This window comes from Anaerobacillus sp. ABA4_114 (assembly GCF_056159065.1).
In genome coordinates this window covers 377,595-404,399 of sequence record NZ_JBSWUM010000001.1, presented here as the reverse complement: position 1 = coordinate 404,399, position 26,805 = coordinate 377,595, and the positions used below count along the sequence as shown (strand labels likewise).

Genomic DNA, 26,805 nt, shown 5'->3' with positions numbered 1-26,805 from the left:
CCCTCCATCGCTTTTCTAATTTGTATGTGCTAGCTGAGAATAACTCCGTTCCGCTCTTAAAAGTACGAGAGTCAGCAGGACACCTATAAGCGCTAACCCTCCAAAGAATAAGTACACAACGAAAATATTAAAGAAATCATATAGGTATCCGCCAACAAACGTACAGAACCAGTTTCCGATTCCATTTCCCACTGCAGCATATAACGTTACGGCAGTTGCATCCATATTGATTGGAGCGATTTCCTTAACATACTGAAGACCAGCTGGAATAAATAAGCCTAGGGAGAACCCTTGAATGATCGTCGTTGCGTAGATGATCGTTAAGCTTGGTTCAAAGAAATAAAGCACCCATCTTAGCATGGAAGCTATTCCAGCAAATAATACTACCATCAGTAATCCATACCGCTGAATCCATTTTCCTGAGATTCGCATGAACGGAATCTCGAGTAGAACTGCAAGCATAAACGCGAGTCCGATCCCTGCATACGTTCCTCCGCTATCTTCTACAAACAATCCAAAGTACGTATTATTTGATAAGTTCGGTCCGAAGATCATGAATGTCACGATGAGAAACAGAAGAAACTTTCGATAGACTAGTAGCTTTCTCATTCCATTCTTAAGGTCCACTTTCTTCGTCTGACGCTCACTCGGTGAACGCCATGCGAGGATAGAAGCTAGTGTAAGAGAAATCAAGAATGCGTAAAAGATAACCCCTGGTCCAAAGACTGACTCTGATAGTTTTCCCATAATGAAGACGGCTAGACCAAAACCTAACGAGCCAAACAGTCGTATGTTTCCATAGTTATAGTTCACCTTACCCGTGTACTTTAAGGTAATACTGTCTGAAACGGGAATGATCGCACTCTGAAAGATTGCGACGACGATAGCGATCACGAGAAACCAGTAAAAGCCATCAAAAACAAGGTATCCCATTCCGGCGATACCCGTTAAGAGTGCTGTTAAGGTGAGGACTCGAGTCGGTGACTGGGTGGCGTCACATACCATCCCCCATATTGGTTGAAAGAAAATCATGATGATCGGTCCGAGTGACATGATCATGCCGATTTGTGAACCGTTCAGATTCTCTACTTGTTTTAAATAGACGCTCAACAACGGAAATAAGCTTCCCACCCCGAAAAAGGCGAGTAAGTAGAATCCTTGTAGCGTAAGTATGTTTTTCTTTGCCTCCTGCATCGTGCACCTCCGTAATGAGCTACCTTATATTGTAAGCCCATCTTGGAAATAGTCAATAGCGGGGGCAGGAAGGTGCCTAGCTCCTCGTTAAAAAATATAAAAACCATACAGCATGGTTCTGTTCATCCGCCGCTGCTCGCTTAAAGACCTCCTTGATATAGGGATCCTGCGTTTGATCCGCGATGTCGAGGTAAAAGTCGACAGCTTTTTGCTCATCTTCAATTGAGTACTTAAGTCCAGAAATGTAAGCAGTGGGACACTCTTCGATTAACTGCGGTGAATGCTGTTGTCCCGTTAACTGTGTATAGATGCTTGTGAACGCTTGATAATGATTGACTTCATCTTGTCGAATCTCTAGAATTTGATTCCTCGTCTTCTCATTCGGTGCCAGTTGAGCGAGTATGTTATAACACTGAATGGCGCTATACTCCCCATTGATGGCAGTCGCGATATCCTCAACAAGTGTACGGTAGACGTGGTACATGTTCTTCTCTCCCTTTCGTCTTGAAGCAAGATAGAACAGTATATGATGAGAGCCTAGATAAAGGTGAATTTTTCTAACGGGGCTCAGGAAGGTGCCAGGCACCTTCCTGGCCCACAAGAAAAGGCTGAGCGGATCCGCTCAGCCTTACTTCATCTTACAAGCTACCTTATTATTAAAATAGGCTACCTAGAAGACCACCTAAGATGCCTTCATCCTCATCTTCGTCTTCATCTTCATCATCTTCTAGAACGTTATCAAGGTTAAGGCTAGCACTTAGATCAAGATCTAGCTTCGCGCTATCCTCTTCGCTCCACCCGTTTTCTTCAGCCCATTCTTGAAGTTCAACTTCAGTCATGCCATTTGCTTCTGCCCAAACTTGAAGGTCTTCCATTTCCCAATCATTTGTTTCTGCCCAAGCTTGAAGGTCTGTCTTCGTAACGGTTTCACCGTCTTCAATAGCTGCTTCAATCTTCGTTTGGAGGTCTACAGTGGCGCTTGTGTCTTCTGCTGCTGACGCTACGCCTATCCCTGTCATTCCTGAGAATCCTAATGAGAGTGCTAGACCTGTTGCTGCTACTGTTTTAAACATGATAAAAATCCTCCTTTAAATTTTGATACACCTAGCTTTCGGAGGAGGATCACATTTAGATCACTAAATTCGACAGATTTCATTCTTCAGGACAATAGACACCGAACCTGTCATACTTGCAACATTAAAGTAAAATTCCAGCCCCCTCATTTCTGCCTTTCATCATTTACTCAACTGACTTCAAGAAAACCTTATCTGAAAACGAACCTCTCTCCATCGCTTTCTTCCGTCTAACCGCATCGATCTCTTCAGCATCCTTACCGTGAACACTTCCAAGCGAATAGACCACTTCAAGAACATCAGCAAGCTCCATAGTAGATTCTTCATCAGTCCTTGCTTCTATGTATTCATTCACTTCTTCAATTAGTTTTTTCTGTAGCTCAATTTTGTATTCTTCATCCGATAGAATGGAAGCCTCATAGACTTTTCCACTATTCGCAATGATGTCAGGAATGCGATTCCTTACTAGTTTATTGTATACCGGCATGGTTTTTCTCCCGAACGATATGAAATAGATCTTCTAGCGAACCTGAGCATCTCGTCACACCACTCGTATGGTAAAAAGAACTCGAAGTCACAGGGTCAGTGATTTCCTCTTCAGAATAAAGATAGACCGGAATACCACTGCCGAGTGCAATGCCAATCTCAATGTGCGTCCCTTTCCCACCAGGGAGAAGAGCGATAAGAAAATCGGACTCTTTCACTGCGTCGAGTTCTGAAGTGCCTATTCTCCCAAGTTCCTCAAACGTTGTCGCTCTTTCATTCATCGTCCAATCATATGTATGTGTGTACCCTTCATTCTTTAATAGATCACGAAGCTCTTGAACTTGCGCTTTGTTTTGAAAACTTGATGCGATATAGAATTTCATTGTTCTTCTCCTCACCTTTCCTTCATATCTATCCTGATTTTACAGCAAGCTGCTTGTTCATTTCCTTTTTCAATTTCCTTTCCATCCTCACTTCATACATCGGCGACTTCTTCATCTTCTTCACCCGCATCTTCCCGATTACATATCGAACAGACTCATTTTTCGTGATGAGCGGCTTCGCTTCAGGCATTTTTGTAAGGTCTACAAACCACGCGAAAGCCATGAGTGCGATGATGTTTTCTTCAATCTTCTCCTCATCAGGTGCTTCTCCTCCACCAAAGCCAAATATCCCACCTAAATTTGCGAGAATTTCCAGAAAAAGTTCCACGTGCCGTTCTCCTTCCTCTCTTCTACTATTATTTTTATATACGGACCATCTAGGTCATTTGTTTCATAAAAGGAGAAAGAGCGTTGAAGCTTTGTTTAAACAATTCATTTCCGAGGTATACTCATGTGAATTGTTTTCCTTTCCAACCATTTCATTTATTGAGATGGTTAGGCATTCTACAGCTTAAAAAGGAGTGACGTGATGAGTATTCAAAAGAGTGCAGAGAGTTCGAGTCTTGCAGAAGTGATCGACCGCATCCTTGATAAAGGTATTGTCATCGATGCATTCGCGCGTGTTTCGCTCGTTGGGATCGAGATTCTTACGGTTGAGGCAAGGGTCGTTATCGCAAGTGTCGATACGTGGTTACGTTACGCGGAAGCCGTCGGACTACTTCGAGATGACGTTCAGGAAGAAGGTCTTCTTCAGCAATCAAACGAGCGCGCACAGTTTAGCATGTAGTACGTTGGATTCATTTTTCGGAAAATTGAGTAATTCGTACCACGGAGGGGGTATCTCATGAGTAAACCCTTTGGAAAAGCACTGGATAAAGTCACAGAAAAAGTTGTTGAACATACGCCTGAGCACATTAAAGAAAAGGTAAAGAACACGGTTCAAGATCATGCGCATGAAACGTTTAAGGAAAACGTACAGGAAGGTGTTCAATCAAAGGTAGATCAGGCGTCTGAACAGCTTCAAAACACAAAAGAAGAGAATGCTTCCAAGGTTCACAGCACGGCAGAGAAAGCGAAAGAAAAAGTCCAAGATGCTCTTCTCTCTGTAAAAGAAAAGGTGTCGACGGCAAAGGAAGCTGGTGAGGCATTCCAAGAGGAAGTCTCCTCTTCTCGCGAAAGTAAAACGATTAAAGGCGTGCATGACATCAAGAGTTCAACAAACATCAAAAGCTCTACGAATATCAAGAGTTATCAGAACATTAAAACATCCAAAGACATCAAAACGATCAGTTCATAACCACTGAAAGGAGAGAACATCATGGCTATTCAAAAAAGCGCAGAAAGTTCAAGTCTTGCAGAGGTAATCGACCGCATCCTCGATAAAGGAATCGTAATCGATGCGTTCGCAAGAGTTTCAGTTGTAGGAATTGAAATTTTAACAGTTGAAGCACGTGTCGTCATCGCAAGTGTAGATACTTGGTTACGTTATGCGGAGGCGGTTGGGTTACTTCGCGATGACGTACAAGAGAACGGACTAGCGAATCAGCAGAACGAACGCAGCCCTCAATTTAGTATTTAATCCAAACGGGGATTGGTGTCTTAATAAGGCACCTCTTCCCTTCCATTACGTTTGCAGGAGGCCACTATGGAAATTAAACAGATCATGGGCAATGTTGCCGAGTTTCTTAATGAAAACGTTGCTCCCGTTCATAAGATAACCTCAGTTGAGGTGAATGAAAACGAAGGCTGGAGAGTTACGGCTGAAGTCATTGAAGAGAAAGAATATATGAAGCGATATGCCAAGGATGAATTGGTCGGCTCATACGATGTGCTTTTAAATGAAAACAAAGAAGTAACCTCATTCAAACGCAGAGACGTTCGTTATCGCAGTGCGATTGGCGAGGAAGCATAGCGAGATCAGGAGGTCGACACGATGTCAGTTTTAACGCAAAAGATAAAAAAAGATAACCGAGCACTTCTTGAAGATGATGCAACAAAAAAGCTTATCGACCGCTCGCTAACCTACATTGAAGCAGGGTACCCTGTTCATTTCACCGGTCCATCAGGGGTCGGGAAGACAACGGTTGCACTTGCACTAGCCAAGAGACGAAAGCGACCTGTCATGCTGATGCATGGCAATCACGAATTGAACAATCGCGACTTGATTGGGAATTTCACGGGTTATTCAAGTAAAACCGTGATCGATCAGTACGTTCGCTCAGTCTACAAAAAGGATGAAAACGTTTCTGAAAAGTGGCGGAACGGGCGGTTACTTGAAGCGGTGAAGAACGGGTATACGCTCGTATACGATGAGTTCACTCGCTCAAAGCCGTCGACGAACAATCTTTTTCTATCCATTTTGGAAGAAGGCGTGCTCCCTCTATACGGAACAAAAGCAACTGAACCGTTCGTTCGTGTTCACCCAAAGTTTGCGGTTATTTTCACGAGCAACCCTGCTGAATATGCAGGCGTTTATGAGACGCAGGATGCGCTGCGCGATCGCTTGATTACGATCAACATGACGTTAAATGATACTGACAAAGAAGCTCGTATTCTTGAGAACAAATTCGATCTTTCTTCGGATGAAGCGAAAGCGATCACCTCTCTTGTGCACCAAATCCGGAGCCACTACTCAAATGAGAACCACGGACCAAGCATACGCGCCTCTCTCATGATTGCCCGTCTTACAGAGGAAGCAGACATTCCAATTCAAGGGAATCACCCAGAATTCCAGCGCTTATGCATCGATATTTTAGGGGATGGGTTGAGCCGGGAGTTGGATTCTGAGAATCCGATTGCCGATGCGGAAGAACGCATCATAGAGGCATGCAGCAATATGAGACACCAGTCGTAAAGGAGCGGTTTAAGAATGAGCCAAGACACAGGCATTTATATTTTTTGTGCGATTCAAACAGACAAGAAACAGCAATTCGGCGCAGTGACGATTGAAGGCGTCGATCATGAAACGTTTACGATTCACTATCAAGACGCTGCGATGGTTGCAGCGGAAGTACCGATGAAAATTTATCATCCGAAGAAAGATAATCTGATGATGCATCAGAGCACCGTTTCTCGTGTGATGGAAAAAAGTGATACGGTCCTTCCGATCAGCTTTGGGAACGTCTTTCATTCAGAGGAAGATGTAAAAGTTCTTCTCGAAAACCTCTATCCTCAGTTCGAAAAGCTTTTTCCTGCCATCAAAGGGAAGATTGAAGTTGGGCTAAAAGTGATCGGTAAGAGCGAATGGCTCGAATCAAGAGTGAACGAAAATCCAGAGGTTGAGAAGATGGCATCTAATGTAAAAGGAAAATCCGAAGCGGCTGGCTACTACGAACGAATTCAGCTCGGTGGAATGGCGCAGAAGCTTTTTGCTTCCATTCAACAAGAAATCAAAGAAGACATTTTTAACCCATTAGACGAAACGGCTGAAGCCTCAAAAGCAAATGATCCGATTGGAGAAAAGATGTTATTGAACGCTTCGTTCCTCGTTGACCGGGAAAAAGAGGAAGCATTCGATGCAGTGGTCAATGAGGCGCATGATAAGTGGAAAGACAAAGTTGAGTTTCGTTATACCGGGCCTTGGCCTGCCTACAACTTCGTCAATATTCGCTTGAAGGTTGAAGAAGGTGCATGATCCATAAATTGGTGACCTCACCCATCAACCTTGTGATCAAAGTCGGTGAGAAAATAAAAGAAGAAGCAGACAAAGAACTATACGACCTGCCCACGATTCAGCAAAAGCTAATTCAGCTGCAGATGATGTACGAGCTAGGCGAAATTCCTGAAGAAGCGTATGAAGAAAAAGAAGAAGAGCTGCTCCTACGTTACGAGACAGCGAAGCGTTTAGAAATGGAACAGTGGGAAGAATTAACGAAAAAGAAATGAGGGTAATCGATGAGTCTTCTCTATTTATATAGCTTTATTCCAACAAGTGAATCTAACCAGCCGCTCCCCTCTTTAAAAGGATTCGATGGTGATCGCGAACTATATATAATCTCAATCGGTGACGTGACCGCAATCGTGTGTGATGTCGCGGCGTCTGAAGAAACGATAAAAGAAAAGATGGATCAAGACGTAAAATGGCTTCAGGAAAAAGCATTTCACCACCATGAAACGGTGCTGCAGCTTACCAAAGTCTATACGTTAATTCCGTTAAAATTTTGTACGCTGTATAAATCAGAAGATAGTTTGCGAAACACCGTCGAAAGCAACCAGGAAAAGCTGCGGGAAACTTTCTCCCTATTAGAAGGCAATGAAGAATGGAACGTGAAGATCTACTGCGATGATAAAGCAATGCGAAAGCAAATTAGCGAACAAAGTCCTTCTATACAAGCAAAACGAGAAGAAATCGAGGCGCTTTCGCCAGGGAAAAAGTTTTTTGAGCGTAAGAAAATGGATCAGTACATCGACCAGGAGCTTGAGAATGAAAAGACCTCATTCTGTGAAGGAATTCATGAAGCGTTAAAAACACATTCGATCTTAGGAAACATCAAGAAAAACTGGAACAAAGACGTGACGGGAAGACAAGAAAAAATGGCTTGGAACAGTGTGTTTCTCCTTCCCCAAGATGAGGTGGAAGCCTTCATTAAAACGTTTAAAGATTATGAAGAGAAATTCACCGCCTCAGGGTGGCAATTCGAGGCCTCAGGTCCTTGGCCTGCCTATCATTTCTCTAGTTTCACTTCATAAAAAAGGGAGGATGCGCCATGCCTGTGAAAGAGTCCCTCGAAAACAAAGACATTGCACTGATCGATATTCTAGATGTGATTCTCGACAAGGGTGTTGCCATTAAGGGCGATTTACTTATATCCATTGCGGGCGTTGATCTCGTGTACTTAGATTTACGAGTGTTGATTTCATCTGTTGAAACGCTTGTCGAGCAGCAGGTGGGGGCACTTAGTTCGGAACAATTTGATGAAGAAAGGGAGGATTTGATTCATGCAACTGGCCAAGTCGACAGATGGAAGGATTAATATCGATCAAGAAAATGCTGAAAAAGGATTAGCACAGCTTGTTCTCACGGTAATCGAATTACTAAGGCAGATCGTTGAGCGAAATGCGATGAGGCGCGTCGAAGGCGGTTCCCTTACCGATGAACAAGTCGAAAACCTTGGCGTTGCTCTTATGACATTGGAAGAAAAAATGGAAGAGTTACGTGATGTATTCGGTCTTGAAGCGGAAGACCTGAACATCGATCTCGGTCCACTAGGAAGCTTGCTATGATATTCATGGAGATGTGGAGGTGTCACGATGGGAGTTGAACACCCGGTACAATCGAATACGATTGTCGATGTATTAGAAAAAGTGTTGGACAAAGGCGTCGTTGTTGCTGGTGATATTCGCGTTGGAATTGCGGATGTCGAGCTTTTAACAATTAAAATTCGTTTGATCGTTTCCTCGGTTGATAAAGCGAAGGAAATCGGCATGGATTGGTGGGAAAACGATCCTTACTTAAGCTCGAAGGCAGCCGACCAGAACACGAAGGCGCTTGAGGAGGAAAATAAAAAGCTGCATGAAAGACTCGAACAGCTTGAAAGAAGACTTGAAACGAGCGAGGCGAAACCACGGTACTAGCCGTTAATTTGAAGGGAGAATAAAATTATGAGCGTTGAAACAGCTGCTACCGCTGAAAAAGACAGTGTTCTTGAATTTTTTGTACAAGCATCGAACAAGCACGACTTCTCTTTAGACATCACGTTGAATCTAAAAGGGGCGATGGTGACAGGCACCCTCGTTTCTGCCGGTGAATACTTTTCGACCCTAAGTGAATCGTTTGAAGATGAAGGTGACGTTTCTCAGAAGCTAAGTGAAGAATTAACGAAGGCGGGGGAAGCTGTTGAAGGCAGCAGTGTTCCGGATGCACAGTTCATTCATCTAAAAAATGCGAGGGTGTATTGCGGAGATACGAAACCTACTCCATCAAAAGGAAGCATCCTATGGAGAGGTAAACTCACGGAGGTCGATGGCTTCTTTCTTGGAAGAATTTCAGAATCAAAGTCAAAAGATCAGCAGAATGGGTGAATTTTCAGCGGTGCCGGAATGGGAGCTAGCCCCACTCCGGCACCACTGCTTTACAACTTTCCCTTCTCATAATCTTCTTTCCACACTTCATCTGGTACTAACCTTCCACCAGTCGCCCACACAACATGTGTCCCTATCCCGCTACCGTGTTTCACTACATGAACAGGACCAATCATCCCAGCTAGTGCGGATGGCTCGAGCATAATTCCTTCTGCGTTATAAAGCATATGCAGGAGGCGGTACAGTCTCTCATCCTCAATCGTATACACACCATCAATATACGTTTTCACCCGCTGACCTACATACTTCGATGGCCGACCCACTGCAAGACCGTCTGCAGCTGTCAGGTTGTCCATGCCAAAGTCTTGCACACATACCTTGTCGTGCTGGTTCGTCATCAGCCCGATCAACATTGACGGTGAATGCGTCGGCTCGGCGAAATAGCAATGTACGTGATCACCGAAGACTTGATTGAGTCCAAAGGCGATGCCGCCAGGTCCTCCACCTACACCACATGGGAGATAAACGGTTAATGGATTTTCTTCATTTACTTTAATGTTCCGTTTGTCCAGCTGCTTCTTTAACCGAAGCGCTGCAACTGCATACCCCATGAAGAGATCTTTCGAATTTTCATCATCGACATAGTAGCAGGTGAGCTTTTCTTCACACTGCGCCCTTCCTGCATCGACCGCAACACTAAAGTCTCCTTCATGCTCGATTACGGTTGCACCCTTTTCTCGTAGTAAATCTTTCTTCCACTGCTTTGCATCACTCGACATATGTACTGTAACGTTGAATCCGAGTTTTGCAGATAGAATGCCGATACTAAGGCCAAGGTTTCCCGTCGAACCTACCATGATCGAGAAGGCTGAAAAGAACTCTTTAAACTTTTTGTCAGCTAGCACACTATAGTCATCCTCTTTCGATAAGATGTTATGACCGAGTGCGAGCTTCTCCGCATGTTTGATTACTTCATGAAAGCCGCCTCTCGCTTTAATGCTTCCTGCGATGGGAAGGCGGTCATCTTGTTTGAGTAAAAGACTCCCTTGCAGTGTCACGCCGTACTCCTGTTCAAGAGCCGTTTTCATTTTGTCTATTTCCGTTAAAGGCGATTCAATCACACCGTCCGTTTCGGGAAAAACCTTTTTAAAATAAGGCTCGAATCGTTTGAAGCGTGCCTCTGCTTCCTTGATGTCTTCAAGCGTTAAATCGAGTCCTGAGGGTGAGAAACCCTTGCTTGGATTCTGCCAAAATACTTCTTTGTATTGAATGAGGTTTTCTAGTAGAGGATATTTAATTTTCCAATCTTGAAGGGATTTCCCTGCGATTAACATAGCGCTTCCTCCTTGTTATGTTTAAAGGCAAGCACCTGCCTGCCCCGTCTGTTAAGCTATTCAAATAACTCCATCTTCTCTCCTTCTACACTCTTCTCTACAGCTCCTGTTTCTCCTAAAAAAAGAAAGAACCAGACAATCGTCTGATTCTCTCTCCTTTATTTATCTAAGAGGTCATGAAAGTAACACAATTCCTAATCTTTATTTTACTAATTCCCAAATATCCTTTTCTACTCCCTCTCCAACAGCACCTTTGCCACCAAGGATTGTATAATAGCGTGTTTCCTTAGCTTTAAAGTACGCTTCTACTGCAGGATGCAGGTGATCTTTAGGTGTTAATAGTAATGTGTGGTTATAACCTGCTGCACGTCTTGAACCAGCTAATGCATCCGCAAAGCCCTCTCCTGTTGCTACTGAGGCAAAGTTAATGTCAGCTTTAAAATGATTTGCAATCGCAACAGAAGTCGCATACCGGTCTTCTCCTGAAAGGCGAGTTGGGTTAGGCAGTCTCTGTGCTACCTCTTTACTAATGACACCTTTTCCGCCAATAACATAAGAATGATCATAGTTTGCTATAGCCTGTTTCGTTGCTTCTGGAACTTCGTCTGTTTCTGTTAACAGAATCGGCATCATGTTATGAGCAGCGTAAGAAGCGACTGAGATTGCATCCGGAAAATTCTTACCATAAGCTACAACTGCTGTATCTGAATCTGGTAATTCTTCTGCTACTGCAGCGGCAGTTTCATACCTATCCTTACCTGCTATTCTATCAACATGATATCCTAGTTTATCTCTCAAATAATTCTCAACGCCTGCTGAGACTGCTCCCGTACCACCAACGATTGTAATGTTCTTTGCCCTCAAGTGGTCTAAAGCCTCCTCAGTGATTTCAGGGAGCTCATCCTGTGTCGTCAATAAGATCGGCCCTCCAAGATATTGGGCAAGTGGTGTAGCAGCAAGTGCATCTGGATAGTCCTCTCCTGTTGCAAGCACGACATTCTCAGGATACCCTCTTCCTTCAGCATCAAAAGAGATGAGTGCAGCAGTTTCATACCGATCAGCGCCATCCATTCTTGCTACAGAAGGTTCTTCATGTTGCATAATATCTGTATAAAGACTATAGTCTTCTCCGTTGTTACTATTCAACAGATCAGACGTCTCTATGTAATAGACTCCTGGTTGAAGTTTATAATAAGTGTTATAAAAGTACATCGATGATTTAGTCTTGTAAAAATCCATCTCATTTTTATTAGAGTCGTACACCGTTACGTTAAAGTCCATATCCTTGGATGATGTACCCTCTTCATGTAGAGAAACGACTAAATCTTTTCTTTCGTCACCCTTTACTGTAACTTTGTAAAAATCTTTATCGCTTTCTGTAAACGTGCCTTTGTAAGACTCACCAATTTCAATTTCATTCGCATTTTCAAACGTATCGTTTGGTTCACGCTCTTTCTTGTCGGCATTTTGCTTGTTCTCAGCCTGTTTGAACACCTCTTCTGCAGGAGTTTCAGTCTTACTGTTCGCCTCCGCACTAGCAGAAGGGCTTACTAGTAAACTAGCTACTAGAAGCAAAGAAAATAGAATACTACCGTTTTTCTTCAATCCCACCATCCCTTTCACATTTTAATTTCAACCATTATTTTCCTACTGCCCAACTATATCACGCCCTCTTTGTAATGTAAATGTAACATTTGTAATTTATCAGAAATTAACCGATCTTTACCTAGTAAATAAATGGCACTTCTTATATTCTGTTAACACCCTTACATTCCATTAATTAACATATAAAAGAGAGAACCAGACTATAGTCTGATTCTCTCTAGCACGATTAGTAGAGTTTAGCCCTCTACATCGTAGTCTTCCTTGAAATTCAAAGCTTGCTTCTCAAAATAAGGATCACCAGTGATCTGATGTAGATACTCCAGTTGTTCGATATGAATCATATGATAGCGAACACTCTGCACATCATGATCGCGGCAGTAATAACTCACTTCACCTTCGACTCGATAGACAGGAAGAAAGTGTTTAACTGTCGTGATCGCCCCCTGCAGATAACGTTCTGTCTCCTCATCTTGCTGCAGCAAATAATAATCATACACACCAAAAATCGCGAATAAGAAACCATTCAGGGCATACGTTGGTTCTTCTCGCGGAAACTCTTCTAGCCATAGGTAACCCTCATCATCGATCATCGAAACCCATACATCATTTTCACTTCTAAGATTCTTTAGGCTTTGAAACGTCTTATGCGCTGCATCAAGATATTTTTCCTCACCAGTGACCTGATATAATCTTGTGAATGATGAAAGGATTTGGCCCTGCGCCATTGCTGAATACCACGTTCCTTCCATAATATCCTCACCAAACCCATGCAGATCAAAATCATTTTCGTAAGGAAAATAGAGCCCACCGTTATATTCGTCAGCTACTTCTAGTAGTTTATCTCCATGCAAGATTGCTTTTTCTAAAAATGCTTCATCATTACTTTGTTCATAGCTAATGAGAAAGGATTTTGCATAGCGTCCAATTTTTAAAGGATGGTAATACAATTCACCATTTTGATTATACTGTACGATACCATTCTCATCTGTCGGCTCATCGGGATTTAATGGCACAACTCCTCCTATATATGGAACTTCATCTGATGGCACTTCTATGATTTCAGTCGACCCGATACGGAAGCCATAGTCTTCGTTTATTTCGCTAGTATGTTTGATTTGATCTGATGCAAGTTCTTCATATAAACCTTCAGATAATACTCCCTTGCCGCCAAGAAGTGTGTACTTATACATTCTATTATTCTGGTAATAGTCTTTCGTGGCTGCATGTAGCTCATCTTTTGGCGTTAGCAGCAATGGTGCTGATTGTTTTGCTGAATAAACTGAACCTGCAAGAGCATCTGCAAAACTTGTTCCTGTTGCTAGGTTAGATGAAGGTGTTGGCCAATCAAAATATTCAGCGATCGCAACTGACGTACTGTAACGATCTTTTCCTGAAATTCGTTCGGCATCAGGTAACTCTTTAAACACTTTCTCGCTGATCACACCTGTTCCTCCAACAGCAAGTGTTCCTTCATACGCTTTTAAAGCCCTGGCTGTAGCTTCAGGAATACGTTTTGTGTCAGTTAAGAGAATAGGCATGTTACTCTTTGCAGCGTATGGAGCGATCGATAGTGCATCAGGAAAGTTGCTTCCGTAGGCTACGACAGCTTTGTTCGTGTTTGGAAGCTCTGATGCGATAGCAGCTGCGGTTGCGTAGCGGTCTTTTCCTGAAATACGATCAACTTCGATACCTAGTTTCTTTTCAAGGGTATCCTCAACGTCTTCTGACACCGCCCCCGTTCCACCAACGATCGTGACCTTTTTCGTTTCAAACGATTTTAATGCTGATTCCGTTGCTTCTGGTAGCTTATTTTTCTGAGTTAATAAAAGCTCAGCATCGAGGTGATACGCGAGAGGTGAGCCTGCTAGTGCATCCGGAAAATTCTCACCTGATGCAAGAACAATGTTTTCAGCTCTGCCATGTGCACGTGAGTTTATCGCAATCTTTGCAGCAGTCTCATACCGATCCGTTCCTGAGATTCGATAGATCGCCCCTTCATTTTCCTTTGGTACATATGCATTCAACTCATATTTCTTACCATTATTCTTATTGGCAACATCTGAAGCTTCAATGTAATACGTCCCTTCTTGAACCAAATACCAGGATCTAAACGTCGGATCAACATGAAAAGGATGGATTTCCTGTTTGTCACTGTTATATACGTTTGCATGCATCTTCATATCCGTTTTTCTTCCATCTTCTTGCGAAAGAAGTAACGCTAAATCGTGATAGCCTTCACCCGTTACCTCTACTTTATAAAAGTCTATATCATCCTTAGAGAAAGTACCATGTACGTAATCTTTGTTTGTCAGTGTTTGATTTGCACTGCTAAACGTATCGTTTATTTCTACTTCATCTATGTAGTTATGCTGATTTGATTTTGACTCGCTATTTGCATGGACCGCGGGCCCTGAAAGTAAGCTTGTGGCCATCAAAACTGAAGATAAGATTCCAATCGATTTTTTCACTAGATTCGTTCTCCTTTTACCTGTTTAATAATAGGTTCAGCACGTTCCAGGAACGTGCCTGATCCGTCCTTATTTACGATGATAGTTCAAAGTCAGCTCTAAACTTTGAAGCTTGCTCTTCAAAGTAAGAACCTCCTGTAATTCGATCTAAATACTCAAGTTGAGCGATATGAATCATGTGGTAACGGTCGCTCTGCACATGATGATCGCGACAATAGTAGCTGATTTCCCCTTCCACTCGATATACAGGAAGATAGTGTTTAACAGTAGTGATCGCACCCTTTAGATAACTTTCTGTCTCCTCATCTTGCTGCAATAAATAGTAATCATACACGCCAAAAATCGCGAATAGGAAGCCATTCAGTGCGTAGGTTGGCTCTTCACGAGGAAACTCTTCTAGCCATAAGTAACTCTCATCGTCTACTAATGAAACCCACACATCATTCTCGCTCTTAAGATTTTTCAAGCTTTGAAACACCTTATGTGCAGCATCTAAATATTTCTCATCACCTGTATAGTTATATAACCTTGTAAATGTCGAGAGGTTTTGACCTTGCGTCATTGCCGAATACCAAGGTCCTTCCATTATATCTTCTCCAAATCCATGCAGGTCGAAATGATTGGTATAAGGAAAATAAAGTCCGCCATTATGTTCTTCAGCCATTTCTAATAGCTTATCTCCATGTAGAATGGCTTTTTCTAAAAATGCATCTTCTTTTTTCTTTTCATAGCTAACTAGAAAGGATTTTGCATATTTTCCTATTTTCAAAGGATGGTAATGCAGCTCACCTTCTTGATTATACATCACAATCCCATTCTCATCTGTTGGCTCATCAGGCTCTAGTGGCACGACTGCCCCGACATACGGGACTTTATCTAATGGAACGTCTACAATGTCAGTTGAACCGATACGAAAGCCAAATTCTTCGTTTATTTCCGCTACGTGTTCTAATTGAGCTGCAAGATCAGCTGGTTCACCTTTCTGATTAGCTGTCCCAGCCGTTTCTTCTGATCGTGTCATGAATACACTTCCAAAGATGATAATGAGTGCAACTAATGATGATAAAACTAGTATTCGTTTATTTGATTTTTTCACTGCTTTTATCCCCCATGTTACTGTCGATATAAAATAGATTCCAAATAAGAGAGAACCAGACGGTGGTCTGGTTCTCACTATTTGTTTTGCTGAATTTCAACTAACTCATCTATGACGCTCCTTGAAATTGCTCCTTCTCCTCCAAACAACCTGTAGTAATTCGCTTCATTCTCTTTAAGATACTGCTTTGTTGATGGAGCGAGCTTGTCCTTAGGTGTAAGCACCATTGGAGCGCCAAGTTTTGCCGACTGAATCGACCCAGCGAGTGCGTCTGCATATCCTTCACCTGTAGCAAAGTTAACAGTAGGGATTGTCCAATCGAAATATTCTGCTACAGCGACCGATGTGCTATAACGATCTTTTCCTGAGATTCGTTCAGCGTCAGGCAGGTTATTAAATACGTTTTCACTTATAACACCAGTACCGCCAACAGCAATTGATTTGCCGTAATTCTTAAGTGCTTCTTCTGTGGCTTCAGGAGTCTCATTCTTTCCAGTTAAAAGAATAGGCATGCTGTTTTTGGCTGCATAAGGAGCGATGGAGAGCGCATCAGGATAGTCACTGCCATAAGCAACCACTGCTTTCTCTGAATCTGGAAGCTCTGCAGCAACAGCAGCAGCAGTCGCATAGCGATCTTTTCCTGAAATTCGATCAACTTTCATGTTCAGTTCATTCTTTAGATAGTTCTCAACTTCTTTTGATACAGCACCTGTTCCACCTATAATCGTTACATTCTTAGTTTTGAATGTTTTCAACGCTTTTTCAGTTGCTAATGGCAGCTTGTCTTTCTGTGTCAATAGCAATTCAGCGTCAAGATGGTAAGCGAGCGGTGATCCAGCTAGAGCATCTGGGAAGTCTTCACCCGATGCTAGTACGATATTTTCTGCGTAGCCATAAGCTCTTGATTCGATCGCTATATGCGCAGCCGTCCAATATCGATCTTTTCCAGCAGTCCAACGTACAACATCTTCTGATTCTTCTGTCACATAAGTCACTAACTCATATTTCATTCCATTATTAATGTTTGCTAAGTCTTGAGCTTCAAGATAGTAAGTACCAGGCTTTACATAATACGTTCCAGAAAACATATTAAACGCAGAATACGGATGAACTTCTTCTTTATTACTGTTATAAACGTTTACGTGCATTTTCATATCCGTTTCGTTAACCCCGTCTGGATATAAAGCTAAAAGCAATTGTTGATACCCTTCTCCACCGACTTCTACTTTATAATAATCCACGTCGCTTTCAGAAAAAGTCCCGTGAACAGCCGTTTTGTTTGAAAGAGTTTGGTTCGCACTACTAAACGTATCATTCAGCTCCACTTCATTAATATAAGTGTACTCTTCCATGTTGGTTGGTAGATCTCCCTCCGCATGTGCGATAGGACCTGCTAGTAAGCTCGTTGCCATAATGACTGAAGAAAAGATTCCGATTGATTTTTTCACTCGATTCATACACCCTCCGTTTTATGGTTACTCATTTTTATCCTTAAAATACCAATTTTGAACTCGTAAACTACTATACTATACCCTCTGTGTAATGTAAATGTAACATTCGTAATAAAATAACTATTTTTTTGAAGTGTATCCATACAATGATAGCTAGACCACACCAATCCTCCCACATGCTCCTTTATGCTTAGAAAAATATAGCTCTAAGCATATTTCATACCTTTGCAAATACAAAAAGCGAGCACCCAAATTAGGGATACTCGCACTGTTTACATATATTATTTTTATCAAGGTTATTTAAAAATACTCCAAATATCATCTTCTACGCCTTCACCAACAGCACCTGTACCACCTAGTAATCTAAAGTAAAATGTGTTGTGGTCTTCAAAGAACTGCTTTACTTCAGGATCAAGCTGATCTTTAGGCGTGAGAAGCATTGACTCATTCAGGCTTGCTGCAAACACTGAGCCTGAAAGAGCATCTGCAAAGCTTCTTCCGTTCGCAAGGAAAACAAATTCTCGATCTAGATCAAATCTTTCTGCGATTGCTACAGATGTTCCGTAACGGTCTTTTCCTGAGATTCGCTCAGCATCAGGTAGTTTTTCGAAAACAGAATTGCTGATGACACCTTTTCCTCCTACTACAATAGTAGAATCGAAGTTTCTAAGCGCTTTAGTTGTTGCTGATGGAACGTTGTTTTTCTGCGTTAACAAGATCGGCATCATATTTCCTGCAGCAACTGGTGCGATCGATAACGCATCAGGGAAGTTCGTTCCGTCAGCTACAACAACTGGTCCTCCATATGAGATTTCACCAGCGATTTTTGCAGCTGTTTCATATCGATCTTTTCCAGAAATTCGATTGACCTCAATTCCTAATTCTTCTTCAAGGTAGGTTTCTACATCTTTAGAAATGGCGCCAGTTCCACCAACGATGGTGACATGAGACGTTTCTAGCAGATCCAATGCTGTTTCTGTGTAGTTAGGTAACGTATTTTTCCCTGTTAACAAGATTGGGGCACCCAATGAATACGCGAGTGGAGCTGCAGCTAGTGCATCAGGGAAATCACTTCCTGTCGCAAGTACCACGTTCTCTGTCGTATACCCACCATGGGAACGGATCGCTACTTTTGCAGCGGTATGATAGCGGTCTTTCCCACCAATACGCTGGAACTCTGGTTCAGGGTCGAACAAGAAAGCATTTAAATAGTAGTTTTCTCCATTGTTAAGATTAGCAAGATCCGACGCTTCAAGATAATAGACACCTGGGTCTAGCGTTGTGGCAGATAAGTATCCGAACTCATCAGAAACTTCAAATTCAGCTTCTAACACTTCCTTGTCTTCATTATATAAATTCACGTTAAGCTCCATCTCTGAGCCTTCAATTTCAGTTGAATAAAGGGAAACGATGAAATGAACATCTTCATCTTCATCAATCTCGACCTTATAATAATCTTTATCTTGATCAGCAAGCGTCCCGATCGCATAGTCATCAAGTTCGATCGCGTTTGCTTGCTCAAAAAGATCGTTCGGCTCTTCTTCTTCAAAATCACCGTCTTCATTGTAGCCTTGCAGTTCGACGGTTTCATCAAGCTTCTTTTCTTTAACAAGTTTTTTCACTGTTTCTAAGTCTGGTTGATCACTTGCTGCAGATGCAGTAGGACTGGCTATCATACTAGCAGCCAAAACAACAGACGACAAAATCGTTAACGCTTTCTTCACTACATTCATTCCCCCGGATATTGTTGTATTTTTTGGAGATTTAACGAAAAAAGAACACGCCTAGTCGGCAGCTTCACCTTCCATTTTCTATTGCTAAGAGGATTATATACGAGATTCCAAATAATTACTATCTCTTTTTTTCGATAAATTTCACCAAAAAAAAGCACCTGTTAAGGCGCTCTTATATTGATTCTTCACGTATGCTCTGTAACCTTTCGAGAAGGTTATTTTCTAAAATTTCATCTGACATTTCGATGTGTTTTTTGATTTGCTCGTATCCTTCACGACACTTCTCTACATCTACTACTTCTCCACTTTCTGTTCTGGTACACGTCCCCTTTGTAAACTCTCCTGTTGGGGACATATCGAATGAAAAAGTTTCCCCAAAGAAAGTGTACGTTGTAAATCCATGTCGAAATCCGACGAAACCTTCTTCTTTTGTGGTAAGGTCTTGTCCAACGTGGTAGATAGAGTTCTCTAGGCCTAGTAAATTTGTAATCGTCGGCTTAACATCGACCATGCCACCGATCACGTCATTCACTTCGCCCTCTTCTTGACCTGGATAGTGGATCACGAGTGGAACGTTATACATTTCTTTCCGATCGAACGTCACTCCGAGGAGTTCATCTAATTCTTGTTTCTTTTCAGGTAGGAGTCCATAGTGATCGCCGTAGAAAACGAATAGCGTATCTTCCCATAGACCTCTTTCCTTTAAGTCCTCGATAAATACACCTAGTGTTTCATCGGCATACTTTGAGCTTTGAAGATAGTCTCCAACCGCTGTATCGTTGAATCGCTCTGGCAAGTCGAGGTACTTCTTCTCTTCAGGTAATTTAAAAGGGCGGTGCTGCGAGAGGGTGATAAAGAAATTATAAAATGGACCGCGCTCCGCTTTTTGTTCATAAATGTCAGCTAGCTGAGCGTACATACTTTCATCCGAAACACCCATCCCTAGCTGATCACTAGCGTCAATACTCTCTGAGATCGCACTATAAAATTCATCGAACCCTTGCGCAGGATATGCTGCCTTCCGATTCCAAAATTCAGGATCATTTCCGTGAGCTACGCTCGTTTGATAGCCCTCTTCACCAAGGATGACTGGCAATGAGCGAAAAACGCCCTCTTCATAGCCAATGTATCCACTCTCACGATCCGACGGAAACAGGGAGTTATTCACGATGAACTCCGCATCTGACGTATTTCCTCTCCCAATCTGGGTGTAGAATTGATTGTAATAAAAGCTTTTTTCAACAAGATCATTTATATTCGGGGTAATTTCCACTCCGTCCACTTCTAAGCCAATGACGAATTCATTCAGAGATTCACCTTGAACAACAACGAGGTTTTTACCTTCTGCGACACCAAAGTAAGGGGATTCTTGACCTTTATGCTTAGTAAAGTACTCGTTGATCTCTTCAAGCTCTTCCGTTGAATAGCCTTGCCCCATCGCAGGTGCGACCTTATTTTCATTAAAATAGATCGTGCTTGCGTGTAAGTGCGCCGGCAAGATTCCTGCTTTCGCCACTTTATATTGATCGCTGTACTGCGCATCGATCGAGAACATGGACAACAGCGTTAATGTAATGATTCCAACCGCTAGAAAACTTGTTCCGATTAATCGACTCTGCTCAGCCTGGCGTTTGAACGTCATCACAATCAACAAAGGAATCAAAACGATGATGTCTACTATGTAAAGAAGGTCGCTTTGTTCAATCAGGGTAACGATCGAATCTCCCACTTCCGCAGTCTGACCCGCTTGATTCAGAAGCTCTAGCGACAATAGACTAGAATAGTACCGTTCGTATAGTACGTCTCCGTATAGTAAGAACGAGACGAGCAGATAAAGAGAGAATGCTAGAATTGCGTACCGCACCTTGCCAGACATCACTTGGAAGCTTATTAATACAAGCGTTAGGCCAAGCGCTCCAAGAAAAATAAGACCTAGGTGTGCTTCACCAATGATTTGATGGGAGAAGTAGGTATTTTTAAACGTCCATCCTCCAAGTAGAACAAGTGACCAAAGAATGATAGGTATGTATTTTATCATGAGAAAATTCCTTTTTTTACATAGTTTTACCTCACATTGTAACATAAAATTTACAATCTATTAACAAATCTTGCCGACTCTAAATAAAAAAGACCGATCTACGAATAGATCGGTCTCCCTATCAATGAGCTCTCTTTGCACCAAGGTACCTCGGTGACCAATAGCTAGAATCCATGCTGCTTATCGTAACACCACTTGAAGAGCCGGCGTGAATGAATTTGTTATTTCCGATGTAGATGCCACCGTGGGAAGCACCTGGCTTATAGGTTTCAAAAAACACGATGTCCCCAACGGATGGGCTGCTGACTGGCGTCGTCACATTCCACATCTGTGCCATCGTACGCGGCAAGGAAACTCCCTGCTTTTTGAAAACATAAACGAGAAAGCCACTGCAGTCAAAACCAGATTGCGGCGTGTTGCCGCCCCACGTATAAGGTACACCAATGAATTCAGAAGCATCCGCGATCAGGTCCATGACGCTGAATGAACCGGTGTTGGAATCTCCCGTTCCGCCGCCGTCGTAGGATGTTCCCTGCTTGAGCTTCTCCCAAGTGGATGAATCTACTATTCCATTCGCCGTTAGCTTATTACGCGATTGGAACGTCTTCACGGCACTCTCCGTAAGCGGCCCAAACGCGCCGTCTACACCGCCGTTATAGTATCCGAGTGCTTTCAGCTTCGATTGAAGTTCAACAACAAGCTCACCTTTTGAACCTACTTTTAAGACATCGTCATTTGAAGTGTCTTGAACAGGAGGATGAACCGCTGGACCGTTATTACTCAGTGCATCGAGGGTTTCCTTCGTTGCTGTACCTGTCACAGTCAAGCCTTTTGCTTTTTGGAAATCCTTTACGGCTTTTTCAGTTATCGGCCCAAAGTAACCTGTTACGCCAACATGAAACGTTCCTGCTGTTTTGAGGTCATGCTGAAGCTTCGAAACATTGTCACCTCTTGAACCTACTTTCATCACTGGTTCAGTTGTCTTTGTTCCACCGCGAGACTTTAACGCATCAAGAGTCGCATCATCTGCCACGCCCGTTACCTTAAGGCCGACTACGCTTTGGAACTCTTTCACTGCTTTTTCAGTGATCGAACCAAAGATACCGTCGACATTGTAATTATAATACCCGCGATCTTTAAGTCCTTGCTGCAGTGCAGTGACTGCACTTCCCCTTGCACCGATCGTGAGGCCTGTTGCTTTTTCCTCTTTCTTTTCTTGTACCGCTGCACCTGAAAGCTTTTCCTTCGTCTTGCCATCCACGACGCCCGTGCTCGATAAGCCATTTGCACTTTGGAACTGCTTCACAGCTTTCTCCGTAATTGGGCCGAAGATACCGTCAACGGCATAGTTATAATAGCCTTTGTTCTTCAACTTCTGCTGAACGGTTGAAACTTCAGCACCTCTAGCACCGACTTTTAGCGTTTGTTCTGCTTCCTGTGTGGGCTTCTTGGTTGTCGATGCAGCGTTCAATGCATTCTCGGTCGCCTGATCGACAATTCCAGTAACGGATAGACCTTTTGCAGATTGAAATTGCTTCACAGCTTTCTCTGTAATCGGACCAAAGATGCCATCGACGTTGTAGTTATAATACCCTTTGCTTTTCAACTTAGATTGAACATCGCTTACAGCCTGACCACGCTCTCCAACTGTGAGTGTATTTGAAGAAGTAGAAGCAGCTTTCGCACTTCCCTTTAACGCATTTAGCGTTTCCGCATTTGCTGTCCCTGTTACGGATAAACCTTTTGCTTTTTGAAAGTCGCTAACGGCTTTCTCGGTAATCGGGCCAAAGTACCCTGTTGACGTATGATATGTAAAGTAACCCTTTTCTTTCAAAACGTCCTGCAGTTCTTTTACATCAGAATTGTTCATTCCGAGCTTTAATTCCTGATTACCAAGGGCTGCTTCTACTTCCCCGGCTTGAACATAAAAAAAACCAGACAAAAGCGCTGATCCAACTACCGTTTTCTTTAGCGTAGAACCTTGCATGTACATCCCCCTTAATGGTTTCACTGCAATGACTAACCCACATATGCTTTTAACAATATCGGCTATTATTCGCTAAGTTTGAATAGTAATCCTTTAAATATGTTAAATTTTTCTTTAAAAAAGGGGGTTTTTTTCGAATAGTAGCGAATTTTGGTAGATAGTAGTAGGTACAATGACATAAGAAAAGCCACTGTTCTTGAATCGAACAGTGGCTTTTGGTTATTCAGAAAGAAGTTTTTCTACATCCTCATCGATTGCGCTGCTGCCTCCTAAGATTACGTAGGATTTGGCTTTTCTTTCATTTATAAGCGCCATAATTTCTGCAGGGATTTTATCCTTCATCACAAGGAACTTAGGAGCTGCATTCTGCGCTGCTGCTACTTGTTTATGATGATTTTTGTTAAATCACGTTCAACATCAATCACATCGTTACCCCCTAGGAGTCCGAAGCGATCGTAAGATGAGTTCTCAAGGAGCGACTTTGTCACATCCTGTAGAGTGTTTGGTGTGGAAAGAATCAACGGAGCGTTGTTTTTCGCTGCGAGCACTGCTCCTGTTAGAGCATCAGGGAAACTTTTACCTGTTGCTACATACGCTTGCTCATTTCCAAGCGGAAGGTTTTTCAGGATATCAACGTTCGTTTTATAGCGATCCTTACCTGCATAGCGGTCGTAATTTGAAATACCCGCCAATGCTTTTTCGCTTATAACCCCGTTACTTCCTACTACGATCACGTTGTCATAGTTTTTGATTGCTTTTGCAGTAGCTTCTGGTAGTTTATCCTTTAGAGCTAGGTAGATCGGATAGCCGTTTTTTGCTGCATATGGAGCGATGGAGAGAGCATCCGGGAAGTTTAGACCGTATGCGAGAATCGCCGTGTTACTACTCGGTAGGTTCTCTGAAATGATCGCTGCTGTTTCAAAACGATCAGATCCACCGTAACGGTCTACTTTGATCCCCATACTTTCGATTGCCGTCTTCACATCGTTCGTAATTGCACCTGCACTACCAAGTAGGATGACATTGTTAGGATTTAAACGATCTAGCTCTGCTTTCGTTGATGCTGTTAGCTTATTATCTTGTGTTAGCAGCATCGGTGCATTTAGTTGGTGTGCAAGAGGCGTTCCTGCAAGGGCATCTGGATAATCCCCACCTCTAGCAATGACTACTGTATCCGCGCCGTTCGGCCACCCATCTTGCGCAATCGCTGCTGCTGTTTTGTATCGATCAGGACCCGATAAGCGTTGTCCAAGTTGAAGAAGATCACCAGAAGCAATGTAGCCTTCTTTACCATTTTCAAGTTCAACTTTATACCAAACGTAGTGTTTGAATACCATGCTCGCATCGCTTACACCGTATTTAGGCGATTGGTCATAAACACGATTGCTTGAAAGCGTCACTGGCTCTCGTTCTGAAGTCGATGCAAGGCTCTTGGCTTTTGAAGACGGCGCGTCTCTGAAGTTAGCGCCTTTAGCTGTGATGACAATATCTTGATTTTTGTAGTTCTGAGCTGTTTTATGAAGAACTTCCTCAGGCAGTTCATAATGGAACGTTTCAAAGTAAAGCTGATTTTTTTCTCCATAGCTAAAATCATCGAGTTCAAACGTAAATGGAATCGGTTGGACGTTCCCAGCTATGCTAAATTGTTCAATAGATTGATAGACTTTTTCTTGATAAGCATCGAGGTTACGATCGCCAGAACCATCACTTTTGATAATCGGGCTATTTTTTTGAACGACACTATTATACGCGAGAACAGCGAAATACCAGCTTTCAAGTACATCACGATCGTTATCGTTCACGGTAGGAAGCTTTCCGCTCTTCCCTTCAAACTTGTCGTTCAGGATCTTCAAGCCCTCTTGAATGTTATAACGGGTGTTGCTCTTAAGCTTCTCCTTTTCTGCATCTGATGCATTTGGCTTATACACCTGCATAACCCCAAGCGCTCCTACACTCGAAACCTTTTCCTGGTTCCAGCCGCTTTCTTCATATGCAATCGCCTTCGCTACTTCAGGTGGAATATCCATTTTAATCGCTTCTTCAGTAAGAATTTGTCCAATTTCTTCATATGTAAGATCTTCAGCTGCTTGAACGTCCTTGCCCCCTAGCTGCAAACTACCAAAACTACTAATTACAAGTAACGCAATAACCATAGAAATAAAAAACTTTTTCAACACATTCTCCCCTTCCCCTTTTACCAACTTTTTCTAGTGTAACATGAAAAAGGGTCAGGTGGGGGACGATCCCCTACCTGACCCTCTTATACCATTAGTTAATCGATTCGAGCAGAGATTCAACGTTGCTGTTAACTGCTCCTTCACCGCCTAGAATAGTAAAGTGCCTGATTCCTAGTTCACTAGCTGCTGCTGAAATGGAATCGTCTACACTCGTTGGTGGTACGAGTAAGAATGTGCTGTCCGTTTTCGCAGCGAGGACAGAGCCAGTTAGAGCGTCTGCAAAGTCTGCTCCTGTCGCAATAAACGCTTTGTCAGCAGGGTTGAGCATCGTCGCGATCTTTGCAGAAGTAGCGTAGCGGTTTTCTCCACCGTAGCGATCTGCTCCAGGAAGGTGTGCCAAAACGCTATCAGAAATAACGCCAGTCCCTCCTACTGCAATGGATGATTCAAATTCATCTAGCGCTTTTTTCGTTGCATCTGGTAATGTGTCTTTCATTGTTAAAAGGATTGGATAGCCGTTCTCTGCCGCATAAGATGCGATGGAAAGCGCGTCTGGGAAATTCATTCCGTTCGCTACGACGGCTTTCGCTGGATCACCGTCGAGAACAGCTGCGATGTTTGTTGCCGTTTCAAAACGATCAGAACCACCGATGCGGTCGACATCGAGACCTAATCCTTTGAGCTCATTATAGACATATGTTGAGACAGCACCTGTTCCTCCAAGGACATACGCCTTCTTCGCATTTAATCTAGCAATCTCGTCTTTTACCGTTTGAGGTAGCGTTTTACCAGTTAGCAAGATCGGTGCATCCATTTTAAATGCAAGTGGAGCTCCTGCGAGCGCATCCGGGAAGTCGTCTCCCCTTGCGATGATGACGGTCTCAGCAGACTCCCACCCTTGTTCAGAAATGGAAACAGCCGTTTCATATCGGTCTTTGCCAGAGATTCGATCGACTTTCACTGGTACGACTACCTTAATATGCTTCCAAAACTCTTCTGCTATCACTTCATATCCTGCTTGACCAGGGTGAACATTTTGAGGGTTCGGTAAATATTTCGTATAGTTCGCTGCAATGACATCATACGTAGGAACAAATCCACTGCCTGATTTTAAAGCAATGGCTTCAATCATTTGATTTAAAGAAGTCATCAGTTGAGTAAAGACCGCTTGCTGTTCAGCTGGATAAGCGTAGAACGGGTTGTAGTAGCCCTGGATGAATACGTTGGCATCAGGGTTTAATGTACGAATGATGCCCATGATTTGAACATAGTTCGTTTGAACTTTCGTAAATAATGCCTTCACTACCTCTTCGTTCTCAAGATCTTCTGGACTGGTTTTTAAAAGGTTAAGAAAATCATTCGCTCCGATCGTGAGCGTAATGAGGTCAGCACTCGCTACAGCTTGTTGTGCTTCAACGTTCGTCGTTAACTGTTCCAGAAGGTCATCAGTCGTAAAACCTGGAACGGCAAACTTCTTTGTGAAAGATTCTAATCGATCGATATTCTCTAAATCATCTGCTATGTAATCAGCATAGCTATCGCCAAGTGTTCCATCTGACTGAACTCCTGCAGCCAATGAGTCCCCAAGGGCAACATATTTCCATTCATCATGAACATTGTTTGACTGGGCAGCATATGCAATGGACGGAGCAAATAACATCAGTACAAGGGACAGGATAAACAGTAATCGCGTTTTTCGAACACTTTGCTTCAATCGTTTCCCTCCTTTGATTGGTGTTCTTTATCGTATGCATTATAA

General features: G+C 42.8%; 29 protein-coding genes. 12 read left to right on the top strand and 17 right to left on the bottom strand.

Annotation, left to right across the window (positions count from 1 at the left end):
- Window positions 1-15: 15 nt before the first annotated feature.
- The 6 genes from ACXAEY_RS02040 to ACXAEY_RS02015 all read right to left on the bottom strand — a co-directional run bounded on the left by ACXAEY_RS02040 (window position 16) and on the right by ACXAEY_RS02015 (window position 3,464).
- On the bottom strand, window positions 16-1,194 hold the full coding sequence (locus ACXAEY_RS02040) for an MFS transporter (protein ID WP_474810108.1): 1,179 nt from the start codon (window positions 1,192-1,194) through the stop codon (window positions 16-18).
- Between the two features lie 76 nt (window positions 1,195-1,270).
- Window positions 1,271-1,678 carry a ferritin family protein gene (locus ACXAEY_RS02035; RefSeq protein WP_474810107.1) on the bottom strand — a complete coding sequence of 136 codons (408 nt, stop codon included), beginning with the start codon at window positions 1,676-1,678 and terminating at the stop codon, window positions 1,271-1,273.
- A gap of 172 nt (window positions 1,679-1,850) precedes the next feature.
- Window positions 1,851-2,267, bottom strand: coding sequence for a hypothetical protein (locus ACXAEY_RS02030; protein ID WP_474810106.1), 417 nt, complete (start codon window positions 2,265-2,267; stop codon window positions 1,851-1,853).
- Between the two features lie 166 nt (window positions 2,268-2,433).
- The gene (locus tag ACXAEY_RS02025) at window positions 2,434-2,754 is read right to left on the bottom strand and encodes a nucleoside triphosphate pyrophosphohydrolase (protein WP_474810105.1); all 321 of its coding nucleotides are present in this window, start codon (window positions 2,752-2,754) and stop codon (window positions 2,434-2,436) included.
- Window positions 2,738-3,136, bottom strand: a complete 399-nt coding sequence (locus tag ACXAEY_RS02020) for a nucleoside 2-deoxyribosyltransferase (RefSeq protein ID WP_474810103.1) — start codon at window positions 3,134-3,136, stop codon at window positions 2,738-2,740. The genes ACXAEY_RS02025 and ACXAEY_RS02020 overlap by 17 nt, the downstream gene beginning before the upstream one ends.
- Window positions 3,137-3,164: 28 nt before the next feature.
- Window positions 3,165-3,464, bottom strand: coding sequence for a hypothetical protein (locus tag ACXAEY_RS02015; protein ID WP_474810101.1), 300 nt, complete (start codon window positions 3,462-3,464; stop codon window positions 3,165-3,167).
- 201 nt (window positions 3,465-3,665) lie between these two features.
- On the opposite strand from ACXAEY_RS02015, the gene gvpJ (ACXAEY_RS02010) reads away from it, so the two are divergent.
- The 12 genes from gvpJ (ACXAEY_RS02010) to gvpU all read left to right on the top strand — a co-directional run bounded on the left by gvpJ (ACXAEY_RS02010) (window position 3,666) and on the right by gvpU (window position 9,157).
- The gene (gene gvpJ, locus ACXAEY_RS02010) at window positions 3,666-3,923 is read left to right on the top strand and encodes a gas vesicle protein GvpJ (RefSeq protein ID WP_270180317.1); all 258 of its coding nucleotides are present in this window, start codon (window positions 3,666-3,668) and stop codon (window positions 3,921-3,923) included.
- Between the two features lie 57 nt (window positions 3,924-3,980).
- Window positions 3,981-4,433 (top strand): gas vesicle protein GvpQ, encoded by a 453-nt coding sequence (gene gvpQ, locus ACXAEY_RS02005; RefSeq protein WP_474810099.1) that lies wholly within the window; start codon window positions 3,981-3,983, stop codon window positions 4,431-4,433.
- Window positions 4,434-4,454: 21 nt separating this feature from the next.
- On the top strand, window positions 4,455-4,715 hold the full coding sequence (gvpJ, locus tag ACXAEY_RS02000; RefSeq protein ID WP_270180319.1) for a gas vesicle protein GvpJ: 261 nt from the start codon (window positions 4,455-4,457) through the stop codon (window positions 4,713-4,715).
- A gap of 66 nt (window positions 4,716-4,781) precedes the next feature.
- Window positions 4,782-5,048 carry a gas vesicle protein GvpO gene (gene gvpO / locus ACXAEY_RS01995; RefSeq protein ID WP_474810098.1) on the top strand — a complete coding sequence of 89 codons (267 nt, stop codon included), beginning with the start codon at window positions 4,782-4,784 and terminating at the stop codon, window positions 5,046-5,048.
- A gap of 21 nt (window positions 5,049-5,069) precedes the next feature.
- Complete coding sequence (gene gvpN / locus ACXAEY_RS01990) at window positions 5,070-5,990, top strand: gas vesicle protein GvpN (protein WP_474810096.1); 921 nt, start codon at window positions 5,070-5,072, stop codon at window positions 5,988-5,990.
- A 15-nt stretch (window positions 5,991-6,005) separates the two neighbouring features.
- The gene (locus ACXAEY_RS01985; RefSeq protein ID WP_474810094.1) at window positions 6,006-6,770 is read left to right on the top strand and encodes a GvpL/GvpF family gas vesicle protein; all 765 of its coding nucleotides are present in this window, start codon (window positions 6,006-6,008) and stop codon (window positions 6,768-6,770) included.
- Complete coding sequence (locus tag ACXAEY_RS01980) at window positions 6,767-7,021, top strand: gas vesicle protein GvpG (RefSeq protein ID WP_474810093.1); 255 nt, start codon at window positions 6,767-6,769, stop codon at window positions 7,019-7,021. Before ACXAEY_RS01985 ends, ACXAEY_RS01980 begins: the two co-directional genes overlap by 4 nt.
- Window positions 7,022-7,030: 9 nt before the next feature.
- Complete coding sequence (locus ACXAEY_RS01975) at window positions 7,031-7,825, top strand: GvpL/GvpF family gas vesicle protein (RefSeq protein ID WP_474810091.1); 795 nt, start codon at window positions 7,031-7,033, stop codon at window positions 7,823-7,825.
- 17 nt (window positions 7,826-7,842) lie between these two features.
- Window positions 7,843-8,109: a gas vesicle protein gene (locus tag ACXAEY_RS01970; RefSeq protein ID WP_270180325.1), complete on the top strand. Its 267-nt coding sequence runs from the start codon at window positions 7,843-7,845 to the stop codon at window positions 8,107-8,109.
- The gene (locus ACXAEY_RS01965; RefSeq protein WP_270180326.1) at window positions 8,075-8,359 is read left to right on the top strand and encodes a gas vesicle protein K; all 285 of its coding nucleotides are present in this window, start codon (window positions 8,075-8,077) and stop codon (window positions 8,357-8,359) included. The genes ACXAEY_RS01970 and ACXAEY_RS01965 overlap by 35 nt, the downstream gene beginning before the upstream one ends.
- Window positions 8,360-8,386: 27 nt before the next feature.
- Window positions 8,387-8,710, top strand: a complete 324-nt coding sequence (locus ACXAEY_RS01960) for a gas vesicle protein (RefSeq protein ID WP_270180327.1) — start codon at window positions 8,387-8,389, stop codon at window positions 8,708-8,710.
- A 27-nt stretch (window positions 8,711-8,737) separates the two neighbouring features.
- Window positions 8,738-9,157, top strand: a complete 420-nt coding sequence (gene gvpU, locus ACXAEY_RS01955) for a gas vesicle accessory protein GvpU (protein ID WP_474810088.1) — start codon at window positions 8,738-8,740, stop codon at window positions 9,155-9,157.
- Between the two features lie 50 nt (window positions 9,158-9,207).
- Here the strand turns inward: gvpU and ACXAEY_RS01950 are convergent, their stop codons facing one another.
- From ACXAEY_RS01950 to ACXAEY_RS01900, 11 genes are all read right to left on the bottom strand, one after another.
- Entirely contained in the window at window positions 9,208-10,491 is a 1,284-nt protein-coding gene (locus ACXAEY_RS01950; protein WP_474810086.1) for a D-serine ammonia-lyase, read from the bottom strand.
- A 201-nt stretch (window positions 10,492-10,692) separates the two neighbouring features.
- Window positions 10,693-12,096, bottom strand: a complete 1,404-nt coding sequence (locus ACXAEY_RS01945) for a cell wall-binding repeat-containing protein (RefSeq protein WP_474810085.1) — start codon at window positions 12,094-12,096, stop codon at window positions 10,693-10,695.
- A 236-nt stretch (window positions 12,097-12,332) separates the two neighbouring features.
- Window positions 12,333-14,564 (bottom strand): cell wall-binding repeat-containing protein, encoded by a 2,232-nt coding sequence (locus tag ACXAEY_RS01940; RefSeq protein WP_474810084.1) that lies wholly within the window; start codon window positions 14,562-14,564, stop codon window positions 12,333-12,335.
- Between the two features lie 73 nt (window positions 14,565-14,637).
- Window positions 14,638-15,660, bottom strand: coding sequence for a D-glucuronyl C5-epimerase family protein (locus ACXAEY_RS01935; RefSeq protein WP_474810082.1), 1,023 nt, complete (start codon window positions 15,658-15,660; stop codon window positions 14,638-14,640).
- Between the two features lie 77 nt (window positions 15,661-15,737).
- Window positions 15,738-17,117, bottom strand: coding sequence for a cell wall-binding repeat-containing protein (locus ACXAEY_RS01930; RefSeq protein ID WP_474810081.1), 1,380 nt, complete (start codon window positions 17,115-17,117; stop codon window positions 15,738-15,740).
- 290 nt (window positions 17,118-17,407) lie between these two features.
- The gene (locus ACXAEY_RS01925) at window positions 17,408-18,835 is read right to left on the bottom strand and encodes a cell wall-binding repeat-containing protein (protein WP_474810079.1); all 1,428 of its coding nucleotides are present in this window, start codon (window positions 18,833-18,835) and stop codon (window positions 17,408-17,410) included.
- A gap of 181 nt (window positions 18,836-19,016) precedes the next feature.
- Window positions 19,017-20,882 (bottom strand): LTA synthase family protein, encoded by a 1,866-nt coding sequence (locus ACXAEY_RS01920; RefSeq protein WP_474810077.1) that lies wholly within the window; start codon window positions 20,880-20,882, stop codon window positions 19,017-19,019.
- Between the two features lie 121 nt (window positions 20,883-21,003).
- Window positions 21,004-22,869, bottom strand: a complete 1,866-nt coding sequence (locus ACXAEY_RS01915; RefSeq protein ID WP_474810075.1) for a C40 family peptidase — start codon at window positions 22,867-22,869, stop codon at window positions 21,004-21,006.
- Between the two features lie 219 nt (window positions 22,870-23,088).
- Entirely contained in the window at window positions 23,089-23,211 is a 123-nt protein-coding gene (locus tag ACXAEY_RS01910) for a hypothetical protein (RefSeq protein WP_474810073.1), read from the bottom strand.
- Window positions 23,212-23,246: 35 nt separating this feature from the next.
- Window positions 23,247-25,043 carry a cell wall-binding repeat-containing protein gene (locus ACXAEY_RS01905; protein ID WP_474810072.1) on the bottom strand — a complete coding sequence of 599 codons (1,797 nt, stop codon included), beginning with the start codon at window positions 25,041-25,043 and terminating at the stop codon, window positions 23,247-23,249.
- A 94-nt stretch (window positions 25,044-25,137) separates the two neighbouring features.
- Complete coding sequence (locus ACXAEY_RS01900; protein WP_474810070.1) at window positions 25,138-26,760, bottom strand: cell wall-binding repeat-containing protein; 1,623 nt, start codon at window positions 26,758-26,760, stop codon at window positions 25,138-25,140.
- Window positions 26,761-26,805 lie beyond the last annotated feature (45 nt).

Coding starts and splice junctions, on each gene's coding strand:
- ACXAEY_RS01930 (WP_474810081.1), bottom strand. CDS start 17,117: ATGAATCGAGTGAAAAAATCAATCGGAATCTTTTCTTCAGTCATTATG.
- ACXAEY_RS01960 (WP_270180327.1), top strand. CDS start 8,387: ATGGGAGTTGAACACCCGGTACAATCGAATACGATTGTCGATGTATTA.
- ACXAEY_RS02020 (WP_474810103.1), bottom strand. CDS start 3,136: ATGAAATTCTATATCGCATCAAGTTTTCAAAACAAAGCGCAAGTTCAA.
- ACXAEY_RS02025 (WP_474810105.1), bottom strand. CDS start 2,754: ATGCCGGTATACAATAAACTAGTAAGGAATCGCATTCCTGACATCATT.
- ACXAEY_RS02030 (WP_474810106.1), bottom strand. CDS start 2,267: ATGTTTAAAACAGTAGCAGCAACAGGTCTAGCACTCTCATTAGGATTC.
- ACXAEY_RS01965 (WP_270180326.1), top strand. CDS start 8,075: ATGCAACTGGCCAAGTCGACAGATGGAAGGATTAATATCGATCAAGAA.
- ACXAEY_RS01985 (WP_474810094.1), top strand. CDS start 6,006: ATGAGCCAAGACACAGGCATTTATATTTTTTGTGCGATTCAAACAGAC.
- ACXAEY_RS01970 (WP_270180325.1), top strand. CDS start 7,843: ATGCCTGTGAAAGAGTCCCTCGAAAACAAAGACATTGCACTGATCGAT.
- ACXAEY_RS02035 (WP_474810107.1), bottom strand. CDS start 1,678: ATGTACCACGTCTACCGTACACTTGTTGAGGATATCGCGACTGCCATC.
- gvpJ (WP_270180319.1), top strand. CDS start 4,455: ATGGCTATTCAAAAAAGCGCAGAAAGTTCAAGTCTTGCAGAGGTAATC.
- gvpU (WP_474810088.1), top strand. CDS start 8,738: ATGAGCGTTGAAACAGCTGCTACCGCTGAAAAAGACAGTGTTCTTGAA.
- gvpQ (WP_474810099.1), top strand. CDS start 3,981: ATGAGTAAACCCTTTGGAAAAGCACTGGATAAAGTCACAGAAAAAGTT.
- ACXAEY_RS01980 (WP_474810093.1), top strand. CDS start 6,767: ATGATCCATAAATTGGTGACCTCACCCATCAACCTTGTGATCAAAGTC.
- ACXAEY_RS01910 (WP_474810073.1), bottom strand. CDS start 23,211: ATGAAGGATAAAATCCCTGCAGAAATTATGGCGCTTATAAATGAAAGA.
- ACXAEY_RS01975 (WP_474810091.1), top strand. CDS start 7,031: ATGAGTCTTCTCTATTTATATAGCTTTATTCCAACAAGTGAATCTAAC.
- gvpO (WP_474810098.1), top strand. CDS start 4,782: ATGGAAATTAAACAGATCATGGGCAATGTTGCCGAGTTTCTTAATGAA.
- ACXAEY_RS02040 (WP_474810108.1), bottom strand. CDS start 1,194: ATGCAGGAGGCAAAGAAAAACATACTTACGCTACAAGGATTCTACTTA.
- ACXAEY_RS01920 (WP_474810077.1), bottom strand. CDS start 20,882: ATGATAAAATACATACCTATCATTCTTTGGTCACTTGTTCTACTTGGA.
- ACXAEY_RS01950 (WP_474810086.1), bottom strand. CDS start 10,491: ATGTTAATCGCAGGGAAATCCCTTCAAGATTGGAAAATTAAATATCCT.
- ACXAEY_RS01915 (WP_474810075.1), bottom strand. CDS start 22,869: ATGCAAGGTTCTACGCTAAAGAAAACGGTAGTTGGATCAGCGCTTTTG.
- gvpJ (WP_270180317.1), top strand. CDS start 3,666: ATGAGTATTCAAAAGAGTGCAGAGAGTTCGAGTCTTGCAGAAGTGATC.
- gvpN (WP_474810096.1), top strand. CDS start 5,070: ATGTCAGTTTTAACGCAAAAGATAAAAAAAGATAACCGAGCACTTCTT.